The 17,720-nt window shown below is 67.3% G+C and carries 15 protein-coding genes; 13 read left to right on the top strand and 2 right to left on the bottom strand.

Annotation, left to right across the window (positions count from 1 at the left end; genetic code table 11):
• Positions 1-1,928: DUF6600 domain-containing protein (locus tag GM672_RS06935; RefSeq protein WP_155469799.1), on the bottom strand; the 1,928-nt coding region annotated here is incomplete at its 3' end.
• Between the two features lie 101 nt (positions 1,929-2,029).
• A complete protein-coding gene (locus GM672_RS06930) occupies positions 2,030-2,668 on the bottom strand; it encodes a LysE family transporter (RefSeq protein ID WP_155469798.1) in 639 nt (212 codons plus the stop codon).
• Between the two features lie 118 nt (positions 2,669-2,786).
• Between GM672_RS06930 and GM672_RS06925 the strand changes: the two genes are divergently transcribed.
• The 13 genes from GM672_RS06925 to ccoG all read left to right on the top strand — a co-directional run bounded on the left by GM672_RS06925 (position 2,787) and on the right by ccoG (position 17,716).
• Positions 2,787-3,737, top strand: a complete 951-nt coding sequence (locus GM672_RS06925) for a DUF808 domain-containing protein (RefSeq protein WP_155469797.1) — start codon at positions 2,787-2,789, stop codon at positions 3,735-3,737.
• A 54-nt stretch (positions 3,738-3,791) separates the two neighbouring features.
• Positions 3,792-4,214 carry an inner membrane protein YiaA gene (gene yiaA, locus GM672_RS06920; RefSeq protein WP_155469796.1) on the top strand — a complete coding sequence of 141 codons (423 nt, stop codon included), beginning with the start codon at positions 3,792-3,794 and terminating at the stop codon, positions 4,212-4,214.
• A 57-nt stretch (positions 4,215-4,271) separates the two neighbouring features.
• On the top strand, positions 4,272-6,383 hold the full coding sequence (locus GM672_RS06915; RefSeq protein WP_155469795.1) for an EAL domain-containing protein: 2,112 nt from the start codon (positions 4,272-4,274) through the stop codon (positions 6,381-6,383).
• Between the two features lie 236 nt (positions 6,384-6,619).
• Complete coding sequence (locus GM672_RS06910) at positions 6,620-8,260, top strand: methyl-accepting chemotaxis protein (RefSeq protein ID WP_155469794.1); 1,641 nt, start codon at positions 6,620-6,622, stop codon at positions 8,258-8,260.
• Between the two features lie 17 nt (positions 8,261-8,277).
• Positions 8,278-9,708 carry an oxygen-independent coproporphyrinogen III oxidase gene (hemN, locus tag GM672_RS06905; protein WP_155469793.1) on the top strand — a complete coding sequence of 477 codons (1,431 nt, stop codon included), beginning with the start codon at positions 8,278-8,280 and terminating at the stop codon, positions 9,706-9,708.
• Positions 9,705-10,469: a sulfite exporter TauE/SafE family protein gene (locus GM672_RS06900; RefSeq protein WP_155469806.1), complete on the top strand. Its 765-nt coding sequence runs from the start codon at positions 9,705-9,707 to the stop codon at positions 10,467-10,469. Before hemN ends, GM672_RS06900 begins: the two co-directional genes overlap by 4 nt.
• Positions 10,466-12,868, top strand: a complete 2,403-nt coding sequence (locus tag GM672_RS06895) for a heavy metal translocating P-type ATPase (protein WP_155469792.1) — start codon at positions 10,466-10,468, stop codon at positions 12,866-12,868. The genes GM672_RS06900 and GM672_RS06895 overlap by 4 nt, the downstream gene beginning before the upstream one ends.
• A 4-nt stretch (positions 12,869-12,872) precedes the next feature.
• Entirely contained in the window at positions 12,873-13,025 is a 153-nt protein-coding gene (gene ccoS / locus GM672_RS06890) for a cbb3-type cytochrome oxidase assembly protein CcoS (RefSeq protein ID WP_155469791.1), read from the top strand.
• Positions 13,026-13,180: 155 nt separating this feature from the next.
• Positions 13,181-14,602: a cytochrome-c oxidase, cbb3-type subunit I gene (ccoN, locus tag GM672_RS06885; protein WP_155469790.1), complete on the top strand. Its 1,422-nt coding sequence runs from the start codon at positions 13,181-13,183 to the stop codon at positions 14,600-14,602.
• Positions 14,603-14,614: 12 nt separating this feature from the next.
• A complete protein-coding gene (gene ccoO, locus GM672_RS06880) occupies positions 14,615-15,229 on the top strand; it encodes a cytochrome-c oxidase, cbb3-type subunit II (RefSeq protein WP_155469789.1) in 615 nt (204 codons plus the stop codon).
• A gap of 3 nt (positions 15,230-15,232) precedes the next feature.
• Complete coding sequence (locus tag GM672_RS06875; protein WP_155469788.1) at positions 15,233-15,397, top strand: cbb3-type cytochrome oxidase subunit 3; 165 nt, start codon at positions 15,233-15,235, stop codon at positions 15,395-15,397.
• Positions 15,390-16,304, top strand: a complete 915-nt coding sequence (gene ccoP / locus GM672_RS06870) for a cytochrome-c oxidase, cbb3-type subunit III (RefSeq protein ID WP_155469787.1) — start codon at positions 15,390-15,392, stop codon at positions 16,302-16,304. The genes GM672_RS06875 and ccoP overlap by 8 nt, the downstream gene beginning before the upstream one ends.
• A gap of 20 nt (positions 16,305-16,324) precedes the next feature.
• Entirely contained in the window at positions 16,325-17,716 is a 1,392-nt protein-coding gene (ccoG, locus tag GM672_RS06865) for a cytochrome c oxidase accessory protein CcoG (RefSeq protein WP_155469786.1), read from the top strand.
• Positions 17,717-17,720: the final 4 nt, after the last annotated feature.

The following is a 17,720-nucleotide window of genomic DNA, read 5'->3' as shown; positions in this document are numbered from 1 at the left end:
GGAGGCGGCGGTGCGATCACGGGGCGTGGCGCGGCCATCGGGGGCGGGGCGGCGGCCGCCGGGGGCGCTGCACGCTGCATCTCCTGGCGCCGGTTGTCCAGGATCTCGCGGCGCCGCTCGACCTGGGCATCCATCACTTCGCGGCGGCGTTCGGCCTGCTGCTCGGCCGGGCCGCGAGGCGCGTTGAACTGGGGTGGCGGCGCCGGCACCACGGGATTGCGCGTGGCGGGGTTGCCGGCAGCCTGGCCGGGCATGGTGGAAATGACATGGCCCTGCGCCCGGTCCGGAATGCCGTCGCGGTTGCGGTCGGCGCGGGGATCGGTCACGCCCTGGGCACGGTCGGGAATGCCATCATGGTTGATGTCGCGCTGGAGCCGGTCGTTGATGCCGTCACGGTTGCGGTCGCGGCCCTGGAACGTATCGGCGACACCGTCGCGGTTGCGGTCGCGTTCCGGCCCCCGTTCCGGCCCCGTTTCGCGGGGACGCGGCTGCATGCCGTCCGGGATACCGTCGCGATTCAGGTCAGCCGTCTGGGCCCGGTCGGCGATGCCGTCGCGGTTGCGGTCCGGGCCCTGCATGCCGTCGGCCACGCCATCCCGGTTACGGTCGCGCTGCAGGCGGTCGACGATGCCGTCGCGGTTGATATCGGTGCTCAAGGGGCGCTGGCGCACGGGAACGCCGGCCGGCGGCACGGCCACGCCTTCAGGCAGCACGGGAATCGCGTTCGGGAACGCGGTGGCGCGGGGCGCCTGGCCGACGGCCACGGTGCGGCGCTGCTGGAAGCGATCGTGCGGAATGACCGTCAGGCCGTCGCGGCGGCCGTCGCGGCCTTCGCGGCCATCGAGAATCTGCTTGCGGGTGCTGTAGATCAGGCCCAGGCGATCGCGGTACTGGGGCGTGACGCGGTAGGGCGGCTCATAGCGGTCGCGCGGCGACAGCGGATACCAGCCCAGCCCGGGGCCGCGGTGGCGGTGACCGAAATTGACATCCCACTGCGCGCCGCCGACCCAGCCGACCAGCGCCGGTGCCCACACGTGGCGGCCCGTGGCGCGGCCCGGGGCCCAGCACCAGCGACGGTTGACCAGCACCCAGCGGCCGTAATGGCTGGGCGCATAGCCCCAGGGCGCGTTGTCGACCCACGTCCAGCCCCATGGCGACAGCCAGGTCCAGCGGCCGTCGCGGTAGGGCGCCCAGTCGGACGGCACCGAACGCGGCGCCCACAGGGGGCCATACTCGGTGCTGACGGTCCAGCTGCCGTAATGGTCCAGTTCTTCGTAACCGGTAACGTCCGACGGGATGTAGCGCGTCGCGATGGCCGTCTCGTCGCGCCGGTCGCGGTTCTGCACCCAGCTGTCGAAGCTGTCGCTGCGGGCCTGGCCCGTCAGCACGTCGTCGCCCGCCACTTCGGCGCGCCGGCCGGAACGCAGCGTCAACGTGGTGCCGGCGCCTTCGACGCGGGCGGTGCCCTGCAAGGTCGTGACGACGGTGGTGTCGGGCGCGCGCTCGGTGTCGACGCGCACGGCGCCCGGCTCGGTCAGCAGCACCCGCGCCTGCGGCGTGGTCAGCTCGAAGCCGCCCAGCATTTCGGCGCCCCGCACGCGCACGCTGGCGGTGCCGTAGTGCAGGCGCAGGCGCATCACGTCGTCGTCCAGCTGCTCGATTTCCAATTCACTGTCGCCGTCGAGGCGGATGGCGGCCGAGCCCACCCGCACTTCGGCGCGGGCGCCGCTGGCGGTGGTGATGCGGTTGTCCGTCGTCACGGGCCAGTTCAGCAGCGACCCCGTTTCCGTGCCCTCGTCGGTGCGTACCGTGACCTTGCCCTCGGCGGCGGCTATGCGGCCGACGCGGGCGGGCGGGTCCGCCAGGGCCAGGGACGAAACCGCCACCAGGGCGGCCAATGCCAGGAAGTGCAGGGTCTTGCGGTTCATGATGTCTCCGGAGCGTTATCCACGGTTAACGTCCAGCGCGGCCGGGCGCCGACGGCCGTTACAATTTATTGCACAAGCCCAGGCTGGCGCACCATCGCGCCTCAGGCGGGGCCGCGCTTGACGAAGAACAGCGCCGTGCCGACGGCCATCAGCAAGCCGCCGAACACGCGGTTCTGCGTGCGCATGGCGCGGGCGTCGCGGAAATAGCCCTGCATCGTCGAGGCCAGCAGCGCGTAGCCGTGCATGACCGTCATGTCGATGGCCACCATCGTCACGGCCAGGATCAACAGCTGCGGCAGCACGGGCTGGCCTTGCGTAATGAACTGGGGCAGCACGGCCACCATGAAGATGATGCCTTTCGGGTTCGTCGCATTCGTCAGGAAGCCCGTCAGCACGCGCCGGCCCGTGGACGGCAGGGCCGCCTGCCTCGTCACGTCCAGGCCGGCCCCGTCGTCCACCCTGGCGCGCCATTGCGACAGGCCCAGCCAGATCAGGTACAGGGCGCCCACCGTCTTGACGATATTGAATGCCAGTTCCGACGCCAGCAGCAGCGAGCCGACGCCCGCGCCGGCAATGAACAGCACCAGCAGCAGGCCCAGTTGCAGGCCCATCACGGTGGCGCTGGCCTTCTTGACGCCGTACGACAGGCCGTGCGACATCGACAGCACGGCGCCCGAACCGGGCGAGACGGCAATCAGGATGGCGGACAGGGCAAAACCGAGCCAGGTGGCGAAGTTCATGGCGATATTTCCAAGAAAAAACAATATTGTAGGGAATGGCATGCCGTCGTGGGCGTCTGCAACAGGCCGAGTGCGGTAAGATTGCCGGTCCAACCACTTCCCTTAGAGAGAGCCACCAATGGCCGGATCCAGCCTGCTTGCCCTGATCGACGATATCGCCACCATTCTCGACGACGTAGCCGCCATGAGCAAGGTGGCCGCGAAAAAAACCGCCGGCGTGCTGGGCGACGATCTGGCCCTCAATGCCCAGCAGGTTGCCGGCGTCAAGGCCGACCGCGAACTCCCCGTCGTATGGGCCGTGGCCGTCGGCTCGCTGAAGAACAAGGCGATCCTCGTGCCCGCCGCGCTGGCCATCAGCGCCTGGGCGGATTGGGCCGTCATTCCGCTGTTGATGATCGGCGGCGCCTTCCTGTGCTTCGAAGGCTTCGAGAAGCTGGCCCACAAGTTCCTGCACAGCCCGGAAGAAGACGCCCAGCATCATGCCGAACTGGTCGCCGCCGTGGCCGACCCTGAAGTCGACCTGTGCGCACTGGAGAAGGAAAAGATCAAGGGCGCCATCCGCACCGACTTCATCCTGTCGGCCGAGATCATCGTCATTTCGCTGGGCACCGTGTCGAACGCGCCGTTCAGCCAGCAGGTCGCCGTGCTGGTCGCCATTGCCGCCATCATGACGGTGGGCGTGTACGGCCTGGTCGCCGCCATCGTCAAGATGGATGACGCCGGCCTGTACCTGACCGAGCGCCAGGGCAGCGGCATGGGCCTGCTGCGCGGCCTGGGCCGCTTCCTGCTGGCCGCCGCGCCGAAGCTGATGAAGCTGCTGGCCGTACTGGGCACGGTGGCCATGTTCATGGTCGGCGGCGGCATCCTGACGCACGGCATTCCGTTCCTGCACCACGCCATCGAACAGGCGGCCGCGTCGGCCGGCACCATCGGTGGCATCGGCCCCGTGCTGGCAGTCGTCACGCCGCACGTGGCCGATATCGTCGTGGGCGTGATTGTCGGCGCCATCGTGCTGGCCGTCGTCACCGTGGCCGGCAAAGTGTTGCGCAAATTCAAGAAAGCCGCTTAGTAATTTGCTATCATTCGGGCGCGGCGCCTTGCCGCGCCTGAGGGAGAGAATGCAATGCAGAACGTACAACGTCCGACCGCCGCCTTTGTCGGCGCCGCCTGGGTCGCCATGCTGATCGGCGCCGGTGCCTACCTGGCCGGCCTGTTCAATTCCACCATGCCGCTGAACGAAAAGGGCTACTACCTGACGGTGCTGTTGTACGGCCTGTTCTCCGCCGTCTCGCTGCAGAAATCCGTGCGCGACCGCATGGAAGGCACGCCCGTCACGGGCATGTACTTCGCATTGTGCTGGATTTCCACCCTGCTGGCCCTGGGCCTGCTGGGCGTCGGCCTGTTCAATGCCACCCTGGCCCCGAGCGAGAAAGGCTTCTATGCGATGGCCTATATCCTGAGCCTGTTCGCTGCCGTGGCCGTGCAGAAGAACGTGCGCGACATCGCCGGCGGCAAGGAAAAGACAGCGTCCACCGACACCGTGTAAGGTTTCCCGTGAACCTTTCGTCCGCCCGTCTGTCTTAACGGCAGTGCGGGAGGGACGATGAATATTCCGGGCGGGCGCAACGAGCAGGCCCTGCGCGCTGCGCGCATGGCAGTCTGGCATGCCACATTCGAGCGATGCACCCCCAAGGCCGTCGAGCGGGGCACGGTGCACTGGTCGCCCGGCGGCGCCGCGCTGCTGGGCGTTCCCCGCCGCGCCTTCGACCAGCCCTTCGAACAGTTCCTCGACATCGTCCATCCCGAAGACCGCGCCGCCGTCGCCGCCATCCTGCGCGAGGCCCTGGAGGCGCGCGGCACCTACGACTTCGAATACCGCGTCGTGTGGCCCGACCGATCGGTGCACTGGCTGGCCGCGCGCGGCACTGCCAGCCGCAGCCGGGGCAGCGGGGAGGCCCTGGGCATCGTCTGGGATGCCACCGGCCAGAAACTGCAGGAACTGCACAACCACCAGCAGCGCGAACTGGCCGAGATCACCCTGGGTTCGATCGGCGACGCCGTCGTCACGACGGACGTCAAGGGCCGTACCCGCTACCTGAACCGGGTGGCCGAGCACCTGACGGGATGGCCGCTGGAGCAGGCGCGCGGCGTCGACGTGGGCGCCGTACTGCAACTGGTCGACGAAGTCACCGGCGAGCCGGCCGACAACGTGGCGCAGCGCTGCCTGCGCCAGCGCCAGCTGATCGCCGTGTCGCCGCGTAGCCAGCTGGTGACGCATGACGAGCGCCGCGTGGCAGTGGAACTGTCGGCCGCGCCGATCTGGTCGCGTGACGGCGAGCTGCTGGGCGCCGTGCTGGTGTTTCGCGACATCAGCCACGAACGCAAGCTGGCGCAGCAGATTTCCTGGTACGCCAGCCACGACACCCTCACGGGCCTGATCAACCGGCGCGAATTCGAGGATGCGGTGGCCCGCGCGCTGCACACGGCGCGCCATGAAAACCACGTCCACGCACTGCTGTATATCGACCTGGACCAGTTCCACATCGTCAACGACACCTGCGGCCACGCTGGCGGCGACGTGCTGCTGCAGCTGCTCACGCGCATGCTGCTGACCCACTTGCGCGACAGCGACCTGCTGGCGCGCCTGGGCGGCGACGAGCTGGGCGTGCTGCTGCCCCATTGCCCGCCCGAGCGCGCCATGCTGCTGGCCGACATGCTGCGCCGGGCCATCCGCGATTTCGACTTCACGTGGGAAGACAAGCAGTTCCAGCTGGGAGCCAGCATCGGCGTGGCCGTCATCGACGCCGACAGCAAGTCCACCACCGACCTGCTGACGGCGGCCGACCAGGCCTGCGCGCTGGCCAAGGAGCAGGGCCGCAACCGCATCCACCTCTACCAGGAGTCCGACCTGATGCTGGCGCAGCGCCGCGGCGAGATGCAGTGGATCGGCCGCCTGAAGGAAGCGTTCGAGCAGCACGCCTTCCGCCTGTATGCGCTGCCCATCGTCAGCCTGCACGAACCGGCCGAGACGCACGAGGAAGTACTGGTCCGCCTGCTCGACCCCGACGGCGAACTGGTACCGCCGGGTGACTTCATTCCCGCCGCCGAACGCTATGACATGATGGTATCGATCGACCGCTGGGTGATCCGCGCCGTCTGCCGCCACGTGAAGACCTTGCGCGACAGCCTGCCGCTGGAGGCGGACTTCGTCGCCAGTCGCCACCGCACGCCGGCCCGGTACTCGATCAACCTGTCCGGCATGTCGCTGTCGGACGACCACCTGCACGACTACATCGTCGACCAGTTCGTGCAGAACGAAGTGGCGCCGGAACAGATCTGCTTCGAAGTGACGGAAACGGCCGCCATCACGCACCTGCCGAAAGCCCAGGCCTTTATGGCACGCCTGCGCGCGATGGGCTGCCGCTTCTCGCTGGACGACTTCGGCGCCGGCCTGTCGTCCTTCGCCTACCTGAAGGCGCTGCCGGTGGACTACCTGAAGATCGACGGCATGTTCATCCGCGATATCCGCAGCAATGCCATCAACTGTGCCCTCGTCAAGGCCATCAACGAAGTGGGCCACGTGATGGGCATCCGCACCGTGGCCGAGTATGTCGAAGATGACGAAACGCTCACCTTGATCCGCACCCTGGGCGTCGATTATGCCCAGGGCCATGCGGTGGGCGAGCTGCGGCCGCTGATGGCCGGCAGCGCCTGATTCCCCACGCCGCCCCTTAGCCGTTGATGCTTTGTCACCACCGCCGTGACAACCCTTGTTGCGGCTGTGGCGAAGCCATTCTGCATTCCTGAAATTTTGATCTACATCAAGGAAATTGCCCCTCCGCATCCCTACACTGAATCTTGTGGCGTATTGCCACCTAGAAATAATCACAACACAGGACAGAGCGCCCCCGAGGGTGCCGCCCAACAAACACAGGCTCAGGAGTGAAACCGATGCGCAAGAACTTGCCCGTCACGAACCAGGAAGTGGATCTCGATCCCGACCAGGCCATCGTCTCGAAAACCGACCTGGACGGTAACATCGTCTACGTCAATCCCTACTTCATCCAGGTCAGCGGCTTCACCGAGGCCGAACTGATCGGTGCGCCACAGAACATCGTGCGCCATCCGGACATGCCGCCCCAGGCCTTTGCCGACCTGTGGGCCTCGATCCGCGCCGGCATGCCGTGGACGGGCATCGTCAAGAACCGCTGCAAGAACGGCGACTTCTACTGGGTGCGGGCCAACGTCACGCCCATCAAGGAAAACGGGCGCACCGTCGGCTACATGTCGGTGCGCGTGCGCGCCGAGCGTCGCCACATCGACAGCGCCAGCGCCGCCTATGCCGCGCTGGCCGCCGGCGACAACAGCGTCGAGATCCGCAACGGCCAGGTGATCCGCCGCGGCCTGCCGCACCTCTTGGCACGGCTGTCCCACGTATCGCTGGCGATGCGCATCTGGCTGTCGACCAGCATCGTCAACACGCTGCTGCTGGGCGTATGCATCGCCAGCCTGTTCGCCGACACCACCACGGGTGCCCTGCGCTACGGCATCTTCGGCGCCACCTTCCTGGGCCTGTTGATCAACGTCTTCCTGTGGCACACGCTGCGCACGGGCATGCTGCAGCCTTTGGCGCGCGCCATCGACGGGGCCCGCCGCATCGCCGCCGGCGACCTGTCCGGCAGCTTCGACACCCACAGCACGGACGAAGCGGGCCAGCTGCTGCGCGCCCTGCAGCAGATGAACAGCAACCTGATCGCCACCATCCGCGACGTGCGCGTCAATGTCGAGACGATGGCCGTGGCCACGCGCCAGATCGCCGCCGGCAACGCCGACCTGTCCGGCCGCACCGAAGCGCAGGCGGCCAGCCTGGAGGAAACCGCCTCGTCGATCGACCAGTTCTCGTCCACGGTGAAGGCCAATGCCGACAATTCTGTGCAGGCCAACACGCTGGCCGTCGCCGCATCCGATGTGGCCGTGCAGGGCGGCGCCATCGTCTCGGAAGTGATCGCCACGATGGACGAAATCAACCGCTCCTCGCGCCAGATCGTCGACATCATCGGCCTGATCGAAGGCATCGCCTTCCAGACCAATATCCTGGCGCTGAACGCAGCCGTCGAGGCGGCCCGCGCCGGTGAACAGGGCCGCGGCTTCGCCGTCGTGGCGGGTGAAGTGCGCAACCTGGCGCAGCGCTCGTCGGCCGCCGCCAAGGACATCAAGCACCTGATCGAGGTGTCCGTGTCGAAGGTCGACACGGGCATGGAGCGGGCCCACCGGGCCGGCGCCACGATGGAGCAGGTCGTCACGTCCGTGCAGCACGTCACCAGCATCATGCAGGAAATCTCGATCGCCTCGCGCGAGCAGAGTGCCGGCGTCGACCAGGTCAACAAGGCCATCGCCCACATGGACCAGGTCACGCAGCAGAACGCCGCCCTGGTCGAGGAAGCGGCGGCCGCCGCCGGCAGCCTGGCCGAGGAAGCCAGCGGCCTGACCGAGGCCGTCAGCCTGTTCAAGTTCGCCAAGTCCGCCCCCACCTCGCGCGCCAAGGCGGTGCGCCCCGCCGCGGCCAACGGCACCAAGCGCCTGGCCGCCTGACCCTGAAAGAGCCCATCATGAACGCCCCCGCCGTCCCTCAAGTGCAGTTCGATCCCGACGTCGTCAAGAAGCTCAGCACGGCCGGGCCGCGCTACACCTCGTACCCGACGGCGGACCGCTTCACGCCCGCCTTCGGCTACGGCAACTTCCTCGAAGCGCTGGCGGGCCTGACCTTGCGGGGCGGGCGGCGGGCCCTGTCGCTGTACGTCCACGTGCCTTTCTGCGACACCATCTGCTACTACTGCGCCTGCAACAAGATCGTCACGAAGGACCGCAGCAAGGCGGCCACCTACCTGGACTACCTGAAGCAGGAAATCGACATGCAGGGCAAGCTGTTCGCCGGCATGAACCGGGTCGAGCAGCTGCATTTCGGCGGCGGCACGCCCACCTATTTCAGCGACCGCCAGATGGAAGACCTGATGGCCCACCTGCGCCGCAACTTCGCGTTTGCCGACGACGTGGAAGGCGAATACTCGATCGAGATCGATCCCCGCACGGTGGACGCAGCGCGCGTGCGGTCGCTGCGCCGGCAGGGTTTCAACCGCCTCAGCCTGGGGGTGCAGGACTTCGATCCGGACGTGCAGAAGGCCGTCAACCGCATCCAGCCGGCCGAGGACACCATCGCCATCATGGCGGCGGCCCGCAGCGCCGGCTTCCGCTCGCTCAGCATGGACCTGATCTACGGCCTGCCCAAGCAGAACATGACGACGATGGAGCAAACCCTGTCGAAGGTGATCGTGGCCAATCCGGACCGCATTGCCTTGTACAACTACGCCCACATGCCGCACCTGTTCAAGCCGCAGCGCCGCATCCTCGACGCCGACCTGCCGGCCCCGCAGGTGAAGCTGGACATGCTGGCGCTGTGCATCAGCCGGCTGACGGCGGCCGGCTACGTCTACATCGGCATGGACCATTTCGCCAAGCCGGAAGACGACCTGGCCGTGGCCCAGCGCCAGGGCCGGCTGCACCGCAACTTCCAGGGCTATTCGACGCATGCGGAAATGGACCTGGTGGCCGTGGGCGTATCGGCCATCAGCGCCGTCAACGGCACCTACAGCCAGAACGAGAAGACGCTGGACGAATACTATGCCCGCCTGGACGGAGGGCGCCTGCCCATCGCCCGCGGCTATAAGCTCGACAGCGATGACCTGCTGCGCCGCCTCATCATCGGGCGCCTGATGTGCAATTTCGAGCTGTCGGTGGCGTCGATCGAGCAGGCCTGGCCGGTGCGCTTCCGCGATTACTTCGCAGCCGAGCTGGCGCAGATGGCCGAATTCGTCGACGACGGCCTCGTCACCTTCGAGGACGACTGGATTTCCGTCACGCCCAAGGGCCGCCTGACGATTCGCAACCTGTGCATGGTGTTCGACCGCCACCTGCGCCAGGCCCGGGCCGACGCCGTGGCCGCCGCAGCACCGCAGCCGCTGCGCTACTCGAAAACGATCTGAACGCCATGAATCTCCTGCCCCTGTTCGCCGTCGGCCTGGCCGGCAGCGTGCACTGCGTCGGCATGTGCGGCGGCATCGTCGGCGCTCTGTCGGCCGGCGCGCCCGCGCGCACGATCCCCATCGTGCCCGCCGGTGCAGGCGCCGCCCTGCCGATGGCGCAGGTGGGAGAACTGACCTTGCGCGTGCTGGCCTATAACGCCGGCCGCATCGCCAGCTACATGGCGGCCGGTGCACTGGCCGGCGGCCTGGCAGGGGGCGCGGCCAGCCTGGCCCGCGTCGCCCAGTGGCAGGGCATCGCCTACCTGCTGGCGAACGGCATGATCGTCGCGCTGGGCCTTTACCTGACGGGCTGGTGGCAAGGCCTGGCGCGGGTGGAGGCGGTCGGCCGCGTGCTGTGGCGCCACCTGCAGCCCTTGATGACACCCCTGCTGCCGATGGACACGCTGCCGAAGGCGTTCGCACTGGGCGGCCTGTGGGGCTGGCTGCCGTGCGGGATGGTCTACAGCGTGCTGCTGACGGCACTGCTGTCCGGTTCCGCCGCGGGTGGCGCCGCCGCCATGCTGGCCTTCGGCCTGGGTACCCTGCCGATGCTGCTGGCCCTGGGCCTGGCCGGCGCCACCTTGCGCGGGGCGCTGCAACGGCCCGGCGTGCGGCGCGCCTGCGGCCTGCTGGTGCTGGCCTTCGGCGTTCTTGGCCTGATGCGTTTCGCCGGTGGCCTGCAGCATGGCTGGCTCGACGCCCTGTGCGTGGCGCGGGCATGAACACACCTTGTTTTCACTGCGGCCTGCCGGTACCAGGAGAGGCCACGTGGCACGTCGCCATCGACGGCATCGACCGGGCCATGTGCTGCCCCGGCTGCGAGGCCGTGGCCCGCACCATCGTCGATATCGGCCAGGCCGGTTACTACCGCGCGCGTACCGGCTTTGCCGCCACCGGCACCGCTGCTGAACTGGTGCCTCAGGAACTGAAGCTGTATGACAGCGATCCCCGCTTCACCGCCGCCGAAGGCGATATCGAAGCGGTGTTGCTGGTCGACGGCATCCGCTGCGCTGCCTGCGTGTGGCTGATCGAACACCGGCTGCTGGCCCTGGATGGTGTCGTCGTTGCCAGCCTGAACGTCGCCACCGAGCGCCTGACCGTGCGCTGGCAGGCCGGCAAGGTGCAGTTATCCGATGTGCTGCAGGCGCTGCGCGGCATCGGCTACGCGGCCTATCCGTATGACGCGGCGCGCCACACGGAGCAGCTGCGCAAGGCCAGCCGCACGCTGGGACGCCAGCTGTTCGTGGCCGGCCTGTGCATGATGCAGGTGATGATGTATGTGGCGCCCGAATACATGGCCGACGACGGCACGCTGGACGGCGACATGGCAGCCCTGATGCGCTGGGCCAGCCTGCTGCTGACCTTGCCCGCCATCGTCTATTCCGCCCAACCCTTCTTCGCCGGCGCGTGGGCCAGCCTGCGGGCCCGCGTGCTGGGCATGGACGTGCCGGTGGCGCTGGGCATCGGCGCGGGCTTCCTCGGCAGCGTCGTCGCGACGTGGCGCGGTGCGGGCGACGTCTACTTCGACTCCGTGACGATGTTCATCTTCCTCCTGCTGGCCAGTCGCTGGCTGGAGCTGCTGGCGCGGCGCAAGGCGGCCGGTGCGCTGGAGCGCATGCAGCACGCGCTGCCGGCATCGGCGACCCGGCTAGCGGCGTGGCCCGGCGGCGCCACCGCCATCGTGCCGGCCGCCGCGCTGCTGGTGGGCGACCACGTCGCCGTCAAGCCAGGCGAAGCCTTCGCCGCCGACGGCGTCCTGGTGGAAGGACGCACGGCCGTCGACCTGGCCCTGCTGACCGGCGAGAGCGCCCCGCAGGCAAAGGGGCCGGGCGACACGGTGCCGGGCGGCGCCGTCAACGTCAGCGCCGCCGTCGTGCTGCGTGTGACGCGGCCGGTGGCGGACAGCACCCTGTCCAACCTGCTGAAACTGGTCGAACGGGCCGGCGCGGCCAAGCCGAAGATCGCCCAGTGGGCCGACCGCACGGCGGCCCGTTTCGTGCTGGCGCTGCTGGTGTTCGCAGCCGCTACCTTCATCTTCTGGAGCTGGTTCGATCCGGCGCGTGCCTGGCCGGTGGCGATTGCCGTGCTGGTGGTGTCGTGCCCGTGCGCGCTGTCGCTGGCCACGCCGTCGGCGCTGGCCGCCGCCACGGACCGCCTGCTGGCCAGGGGCATCCTGGTCGTGCGCCCGCACGTGCTGGAAACGCTGCAGCGCGCCACCCATGTAGTGTTCGACAAGACCGGCACCCTGACGGCCGGACGGCCCGCCGTTCAGGCGCTACACGTGTTCGGCGCCATGGATGCGCGTGCGGCGACGCAAGTGGCTGCGGCGCTGGAAGCGGGCAGCCTGCATCCGTTGGGGCGGGCCATCGTTGCCCATGCGGCCCAGCCGGCTACGGTGCAGGCGACGCAGCTGGAAGAAACGCCGGGCCAGGGCCTGGCCGGCGTGGTGGACGGCCAGGCTTACCGGCTTGGCAATGCCCGCCACGCGGCCGGGCTGGCCGGCACGCCGCCGCCGATGGTCGATGGCGGGGATGGCGTCACGCTCGTGTGGCTGGCCACGCCCGGTTACTGGCTGGCCTGCTTCGCCATCAGCGACGCGCTGCGGCCGGATGCACGCGAAACCATCGACTGGTTCCGTGCCCAGGGCAAGGAGGTCGTGCTGCTCAGTGGCGACCGCCAGGAGCTGGCCGATGCGGTGGCGCGCCAGCTGGGCATCGGCAAGGCGCTGGGCGACTGCCTGTCCGAGCGCAAGCTCGATTACGTGCAGCGCCTGCAGCGCAAGGGCGCCGTGGTGGCCATGGTGGGCGACGGCATCAACGATGCGGCCGTGCTCAGTGCCGCCGACGTGTCGTTCGCGATGGGCTCCGGTGCCGCGCTGGCCCAGGTGCATGCGGATACGGTGCTGCTGCATGGCCGCGTGGGCATGGTGATGGAGGCGGCCGCGATGGCCCGCGCCACCGCCCGCGTGATCCGCCAGAACCTGGCCTGGGCCACTTTGTACAACCTGGTCGCGATTCCCGCCGCCGCCTTCGGCCTGCTGGGGCCCTGGCTGGCCGGCGTCGGCATGGCCGCCAGTTCCGCAATCGTCATTGTCAACGCACTGCGCCTGCGCAGGGAGTAAATCCATGGAATCTCTGTTCTTGCTGGTGCCCGTCAGTATCGGCCTCGTGTTCGGTGCGCTGTGGGTGTTTTTCAAAGCCTCGGACGACGGCCAGTTCGACGACCTGGAAGGACCGGCCTTGCGCATCCTTCAGGATGATGACGAACCGCTACGATAAGGCATCCGCGATGCGGGAAGCCTTGTAGCGCAAGGCGTCCCGCAAAGTGTGGCACTTTAGTTCGTTGTGGAAATTTTTGATCCACATCAAAGTTTTTCAGGGTCCGCTTGCGTAACCTTGGGGCACATCAAACACATGTGTTCTCGGGGTCCCAAATGGAACAACAACTGAACTACAACTACAAGGTCGTCAAGCAGTTCGCCATCGCGACCGTAGTGTGGGGCATAATCGGCATGCTGGTCGGCGTCATCATCGCCGCGCAGCTGGCCTGGCCGGCGCTCAATTTCGACGTGCCGTGGCTGTCCTACGGGCGCCTGCGCCCGCTGCACACGAACGGCGTCATCTTCGCCTTCGGCATCAGCGGCCTGTTCGCCACCTCCTACTATGTCGTGCAGCGCACCTGCCAGGTGCGGCTGTTCTCCGACAAGCTGGCCGCCTTCACCTTCTGGGGCTGGCAGGCCGTCATCGTCTCGGCCGTCATCACCTTGCCGATGGGTCTCACGCGCGGCAAGGAATACGCCGAGCTGGAATGGCCCATCACGATCCTGATCGCCATCGTGTGGATCGCCTACGCCGTCGTCTTCTTCGGTACCATCGTCCAGCGCAAGGTCAAGCACATCTACGTGGCCAACTGGTTCTTCGGCGGCTATATCCTGGCCGTGACGTTGCTGCACGTGGTGAACGGCATGAGCATGCCGGCCTCGCTGACGAAGTCGTACTCGATGTACACCGGCGTGCAGGACGCGATGATCCAGTGGTGGTACGGCCATAACGCGGTCGGCTTCATCCTGACGGCCGGCTACCTGGGCATGGTGTACTACTTCATCCCGAAACAGGCCGAACGTCCCGTGTACTCGTACCGGCTGTCGATCGTGCACTTCTGGGCCCTGATCTTCACCTACATGTGGGCCGGCCCGCACCACCTGCACTACACCGCCTTGCCCGACTGGACCCAGTCGCTCGGCATGGTGTTCTCGTTGATCCTGCTGGCACCGTCGTGGGGCGGCATGATCAACGGGATCATGACCCTGTCCGGCGCCTGGCACAAGCTGCGCACGGACCCGATCCTGAAGCTGATGATCGTCTCGCTGTCGTTCTACGGCATGGCCACCTTCGAAGGCCCGATGATGTCGATCAAGACGGTCAACTCGCTGTCGCACTACACCGACTGGGGCATCGCCCACGTCCACGGCGGCGCGCTGGGCTGGGTGGGCTTCATCACGATGGGGTCGATCTACTACCTGCTGCCACGCCTGGCCGGGCGCACGCAAATGTACAGCACGCGCCTGATCGACCTGCACTTCTGGGTCGCCACCATCGGCATCGTGCTCTACATCGCCGCCATGTGGATCGCCGGCGTCATGCAGGGCCTGATGTGGCGCGCCGTGAACCCGGACGGCACCTTGACCTACACCTTCGTCGAAAGCGTCAAGGCCACCTACCCGTACTACGTGGTGCGCTTCGTCGGCGGTGCCATGTACCTGAGCGGCATGGTGATCATGGGCTACAACACGTGGATGACCTTGCGCGGCCGTGACACGCCCGTCATCGCCATCCCGCAACTGAAAGCGGCGTAAGGAGAAATGACCATGAAGTTTTCCCATGAGTGGATCGAGAAGAACCCCTGGCTGCTGATCGCCCTCGTCACGCTGGTGGTATCGGTGGGCGGGGCGGTGGAGATCGTGCCGCTGTTCTTCCAGAAGTCGACGACGGAGCCGGTGGCAGGGCTGACGCACTACTCGCCGCTGCGCCTGGCCGGCCGCGACATCTACGTGCGCGAGGGCTGCTACGCCTGCCATTCGCAGATGGTGCGGCCGTTCCGCGCCGAGACGGAACGCTATGGCCACTACTCGGTGGCCGGCGAATTCGTGTTCGACCGGCCGTTCCAGTGGGGCTCGAAGCGCACCGGCCCGGACCTGGCCCGGGTCGGCGCCCGCTACAGCGACGAATGGCACCGCACCCACCTGCGCAACCCGCGTGACGTGGTGCCCGAATCGAATATGCCGGGCTACCCATGGCTGGCGCAGACCAAGCTGGTACCGCAGGAGATCGTGCCGAAGCTGCGCGCGCTGCGCCGCCTGGGCGACGGCTACACGGATGCCGAGATCGCCGCCGCGCCAGGTGAGCTGGCCGAGAAGACCGAAGAAGACGCCCTGATCGCCTACCTGCAAGGGATGGGCACCTTGATCAAATCCAGGAACTGAGCCATGAACCTCGACCATATTTTCGACAACGCCAGCCGCGTGATGACGGTGATCTCCTTCATCACCTTTGCCGGCATCTGCGCGTGGGCCTGGTCCCGCCGCAAGCAGGGCGATTTCGCCGAGGCGGCGCAGCTGCCCTTCGCCGACGAGGAGAACGGCCATGTCTGATTTCACCAGCGACTTCTGGAACCTGTACATCACCGTGCTGACGGTACTGGGCGTACTCGGTTGCGCCGTGCTGCTGTATTCGCAATCGAAATACAAGGTGGCCAGGCATGACGGCCCGGTCGGCACCACGGGCCACGTGTGGGACGAGGACCTGACGGAGCTGAACACGCCGATGCCGCGCTGGTGGATGTGGATGTTTTATCTGACCATCGTGTTCGGCGTGGCCTACCTGTTCCTCTACCCCGGCCTGGGTTCGTATGCGGGCAAGCTGGGTTGGAAGGCCACCAGCCAGTACAAGGAAGAACTGGCCAAGGCCGACAGCGACTATGGCCCCCTGTTCGACAAATACCGCCGGCAGGACATGAAGGCCGTGGCGGCCGACCCGCAGGCCCATGCCATCGGCGAGCGGCTGTTCCTGACCTACTGCGCCCAGTGCCACGGCTCGGACGCACGGGGCAACAAGGGCTTTCCCAACCTGACGGACAAGGACTGGCTGCATGGCGGCACGCCCGAGACGATCAAGGCAACCATCATGAACGGCCGCCACGGCGTGATGCCGGCAATGGGCGCCGCGCTGGGTTCGGACCAGGATGTGGAGAACGTCGCTCATTACGTGCTGAGCCTCTCCGGCAGTGCCGCGTCCGATCCGATCAAGAGCGTGTTCGGAAAATCCAAGTTCGGTGCCTGCATGGCCTGCCACGGTGCCGGCGGCATCGGCAACCAGGCCATGGGCGCGCCCAACCTGGCCGACAAGACGTGGCTGTATGGCGGCAGCGCCGAAACCATCATGGAAACGATCCGCAAGGGCCGCGACAACACCATGCCCGCCTTCGGCGACTTCCTCGGCGAGGGCAAGGTGCACGTGCTGTCGGCCTATGTGTGGAGCCTGTCGAACGAGCGAAAATAGAACAGAAGCGAAGACACGTCATGAATTCCCCGGAACCCCAGGTCATCCGCATGTATGAAGCGCGGCGGGAGATCTACCCGCGCGAAGCCAAGGGCCGCTATGCCAGCCTGCGCTGGCTGTGCGTCTGGCTCACGCAGCTGGCCTTCTATGGCCTGCCGTGGCTGACCTGGAACGGCCGCCAGGCCGTGCTGTTCGACCTGGGCACGCGCAAGTTCTACCTGTTCGGCCTCGTGCTGTGGCCGCAGGATTTCATCTACCTGGCCGCGCTGCTCATCATCAGCGCGTGGCTGCTGTTCCTCGTGACGGCCGTGGCCGGACGCGTATGGTGCGGCTTCGCCTGCCCGCAGACGGTGTACACGGAAATCTTCCTGTGGATCGAGCGCAAGATCGAAGGCTCGCGCAGCGTGCGCATGGCGCTGGACCGGCAGGGACCGTCCGTCAAGAAGAGCGCCAGGAAGCTGGCCAAGCACCTGGCCTGGGGCGCCGTGGCGCTGTGGACGGGCTTTACGTTCGTCGGCTACTTCACGCCCATCCTCGACCTGGGTGCGGCCTCGTTCACCCTGGCCTTCGGTCCGTGGGAGTGGTTCTGGGTGCTGTTCTATGCGCTGGCCACCTACGGCAACGCCGGCTGGCTGCGCGAGCAGGTGTGCAAGTACATGTGCCCCTACGCGCGCTTCCAGAGTTCGATGTTCGACCGCGATACCCTGATCGTCACGTACGATGCCAAACGGGGCGAACCGCGCGGCAAGAAGGGCAAGGGCGAGGGCAAGGGCGACGGCGCGGGCTCCTGCATCGACTGCACGATGTGCGTGCAGGTGTGCCCGACCGGTATCGATATCCGCAATGGCCTGCAATACGAATGCATCGGCTGCGCCGCCTGCGTCGACGCCTGCAATGTCGTGATGGATAAGGTCGGCCAGCCGCGCGGCCTGATCCGCTACAGCACCGACCGTGCCCTGGCCGAAGGACTGGATACAAAGGCCATTCGCCGCCGCGCCATGCGCCCGCGCGTGCTGGTCTACTGCACCGGCCTGCTGGTGGTGGTGCTGGCCGTCGGCACGGCGCTGGCGCTGCGTACGCCGCTGAAGATGGATGTGCTGCGCGACCGTGGCTCGATGGGCCGCGAGGTCGACGGCGGCGCCATCGAGAACGTCTACCGGCTGCAGATCATGAACACCACCGAACAGGCGCACCGCTACCGCATCACGGCGCACGGCCTGCCGGGTCTCACGCTGGCGACCGCCGACGAAGTGAGCCTGGCGAGCACCGAGACGCGCGCCGTGCCGATCCGCCTGCGCGTGCCGCATGGTGCCGGCACGCCCGGCTCGAACAGGATCACGGTCACGCTGGTGGCACTGGACGATGCCGCCTTGACCGTCACCGAAACCGCGGTCTTCATCGTGCCGCACTAGGAGT

Origin of the sequence: Pseudoduganella buxea (genome assembly GCF_009720835.1) — a bacterium.
Classification (GTDB): Bacteria; Pseudomonadota; Gammaproteobacteria; order Burkholderiales; family Burkholderiaceae_D; genus Rugamonas; species Rugamonas buxea.
This window is presented reverse-complemented; position numbering and strand designations above follow the sequence as displayed.

Bases quoted from the DNA above. Each gene is read 5' to 3' on its own strand.
- ccoG (WP_155469786.1), top strand. From the start codon at position 16,325: ATGAATTCCCCGGAACCCCAGGTCATCCGCATGTATGAAGCGCGGCGG.
- yiaA (WP_155469796.1), top strand. From the start codon at position 3,792: ATGCAGAACGTACAACGTCCGACCGCCGCCTTTGTCGGCGCCGCCTGG.
- ccoO (WP_155469789.1), top strand. From the start codon at position 14,615: ATGAAGTTTTCCCATGAGTGGATCGAGAAGAACCCCTGGCTGCTGATC.
- GM672_RS06925 (WP_155469797.1), top strand. From the start codon at position 2,787: ATGGCCGGATCCAGCCTGCTTGCCCTGATCGACGATATCGCCACCATT.
- hemN (WP_155469793.1), top strand. From the start codon at position 8,278: ATGAACGCCCCCGCCGTCCCTCAAGTGCAGTTCGATCCCGACGTCGTC.
- ccoS (WP_155469791.1), top strand. From the start codon at position 12,873: ATGGAATCTCTGTTCTTGCTGGTGCCCGTCAGTATCGGCCTCGTGTTC.
- GM672_RS06895 (WP_155469792.1), top strand. From the start codon at position 10,466: ATGAACACACCTTGTTTTCACTGCGGCCTGCCGGTACCAGGAGAGGCC.
- ccoN (WP_155469790.1), top strand. From the start codon at position 13,181: ATGGAACAACAACTGAACTACAACTACAAGGTCGTCAAGCAGTTCGCC.
- GM672_RS06930 (WP_155469798.1), bottom strand. From the start codon at position 2,668: ATGAACTTCGCCACCTGGCTCGGTTTTGCCCTGTCCGCCATCCTGATT.
- ccoP (WP_155469787.1), top strand. From the start codon at position 15,390: ATGTCTGATTTCACCAGCGACTTCTGGAACCTGTACATCACCGTGCTG.
- GM672_RS06875 (WP_155469788.1), top strand. From the start codon at position 15,233: ATGAACCTCGACCATATTTTCGACAACGCCAGCCGCGTGATGACGGTG.
- GM672_RS06915 (WP_155469795.1), top strand. From the start codon at position 4,272: ATGAATATTCCGGGCGGGCGCAACGAGCAGGCCCTGCGCGCTGCGCGC.
- GM672_RS06910 (WP_155469794.1), top strand. From the start codon at position 6,620: ATGCGCAAGAACTTGCCCGTCACGAACCAGGAAGTGGATCTCGATCCC.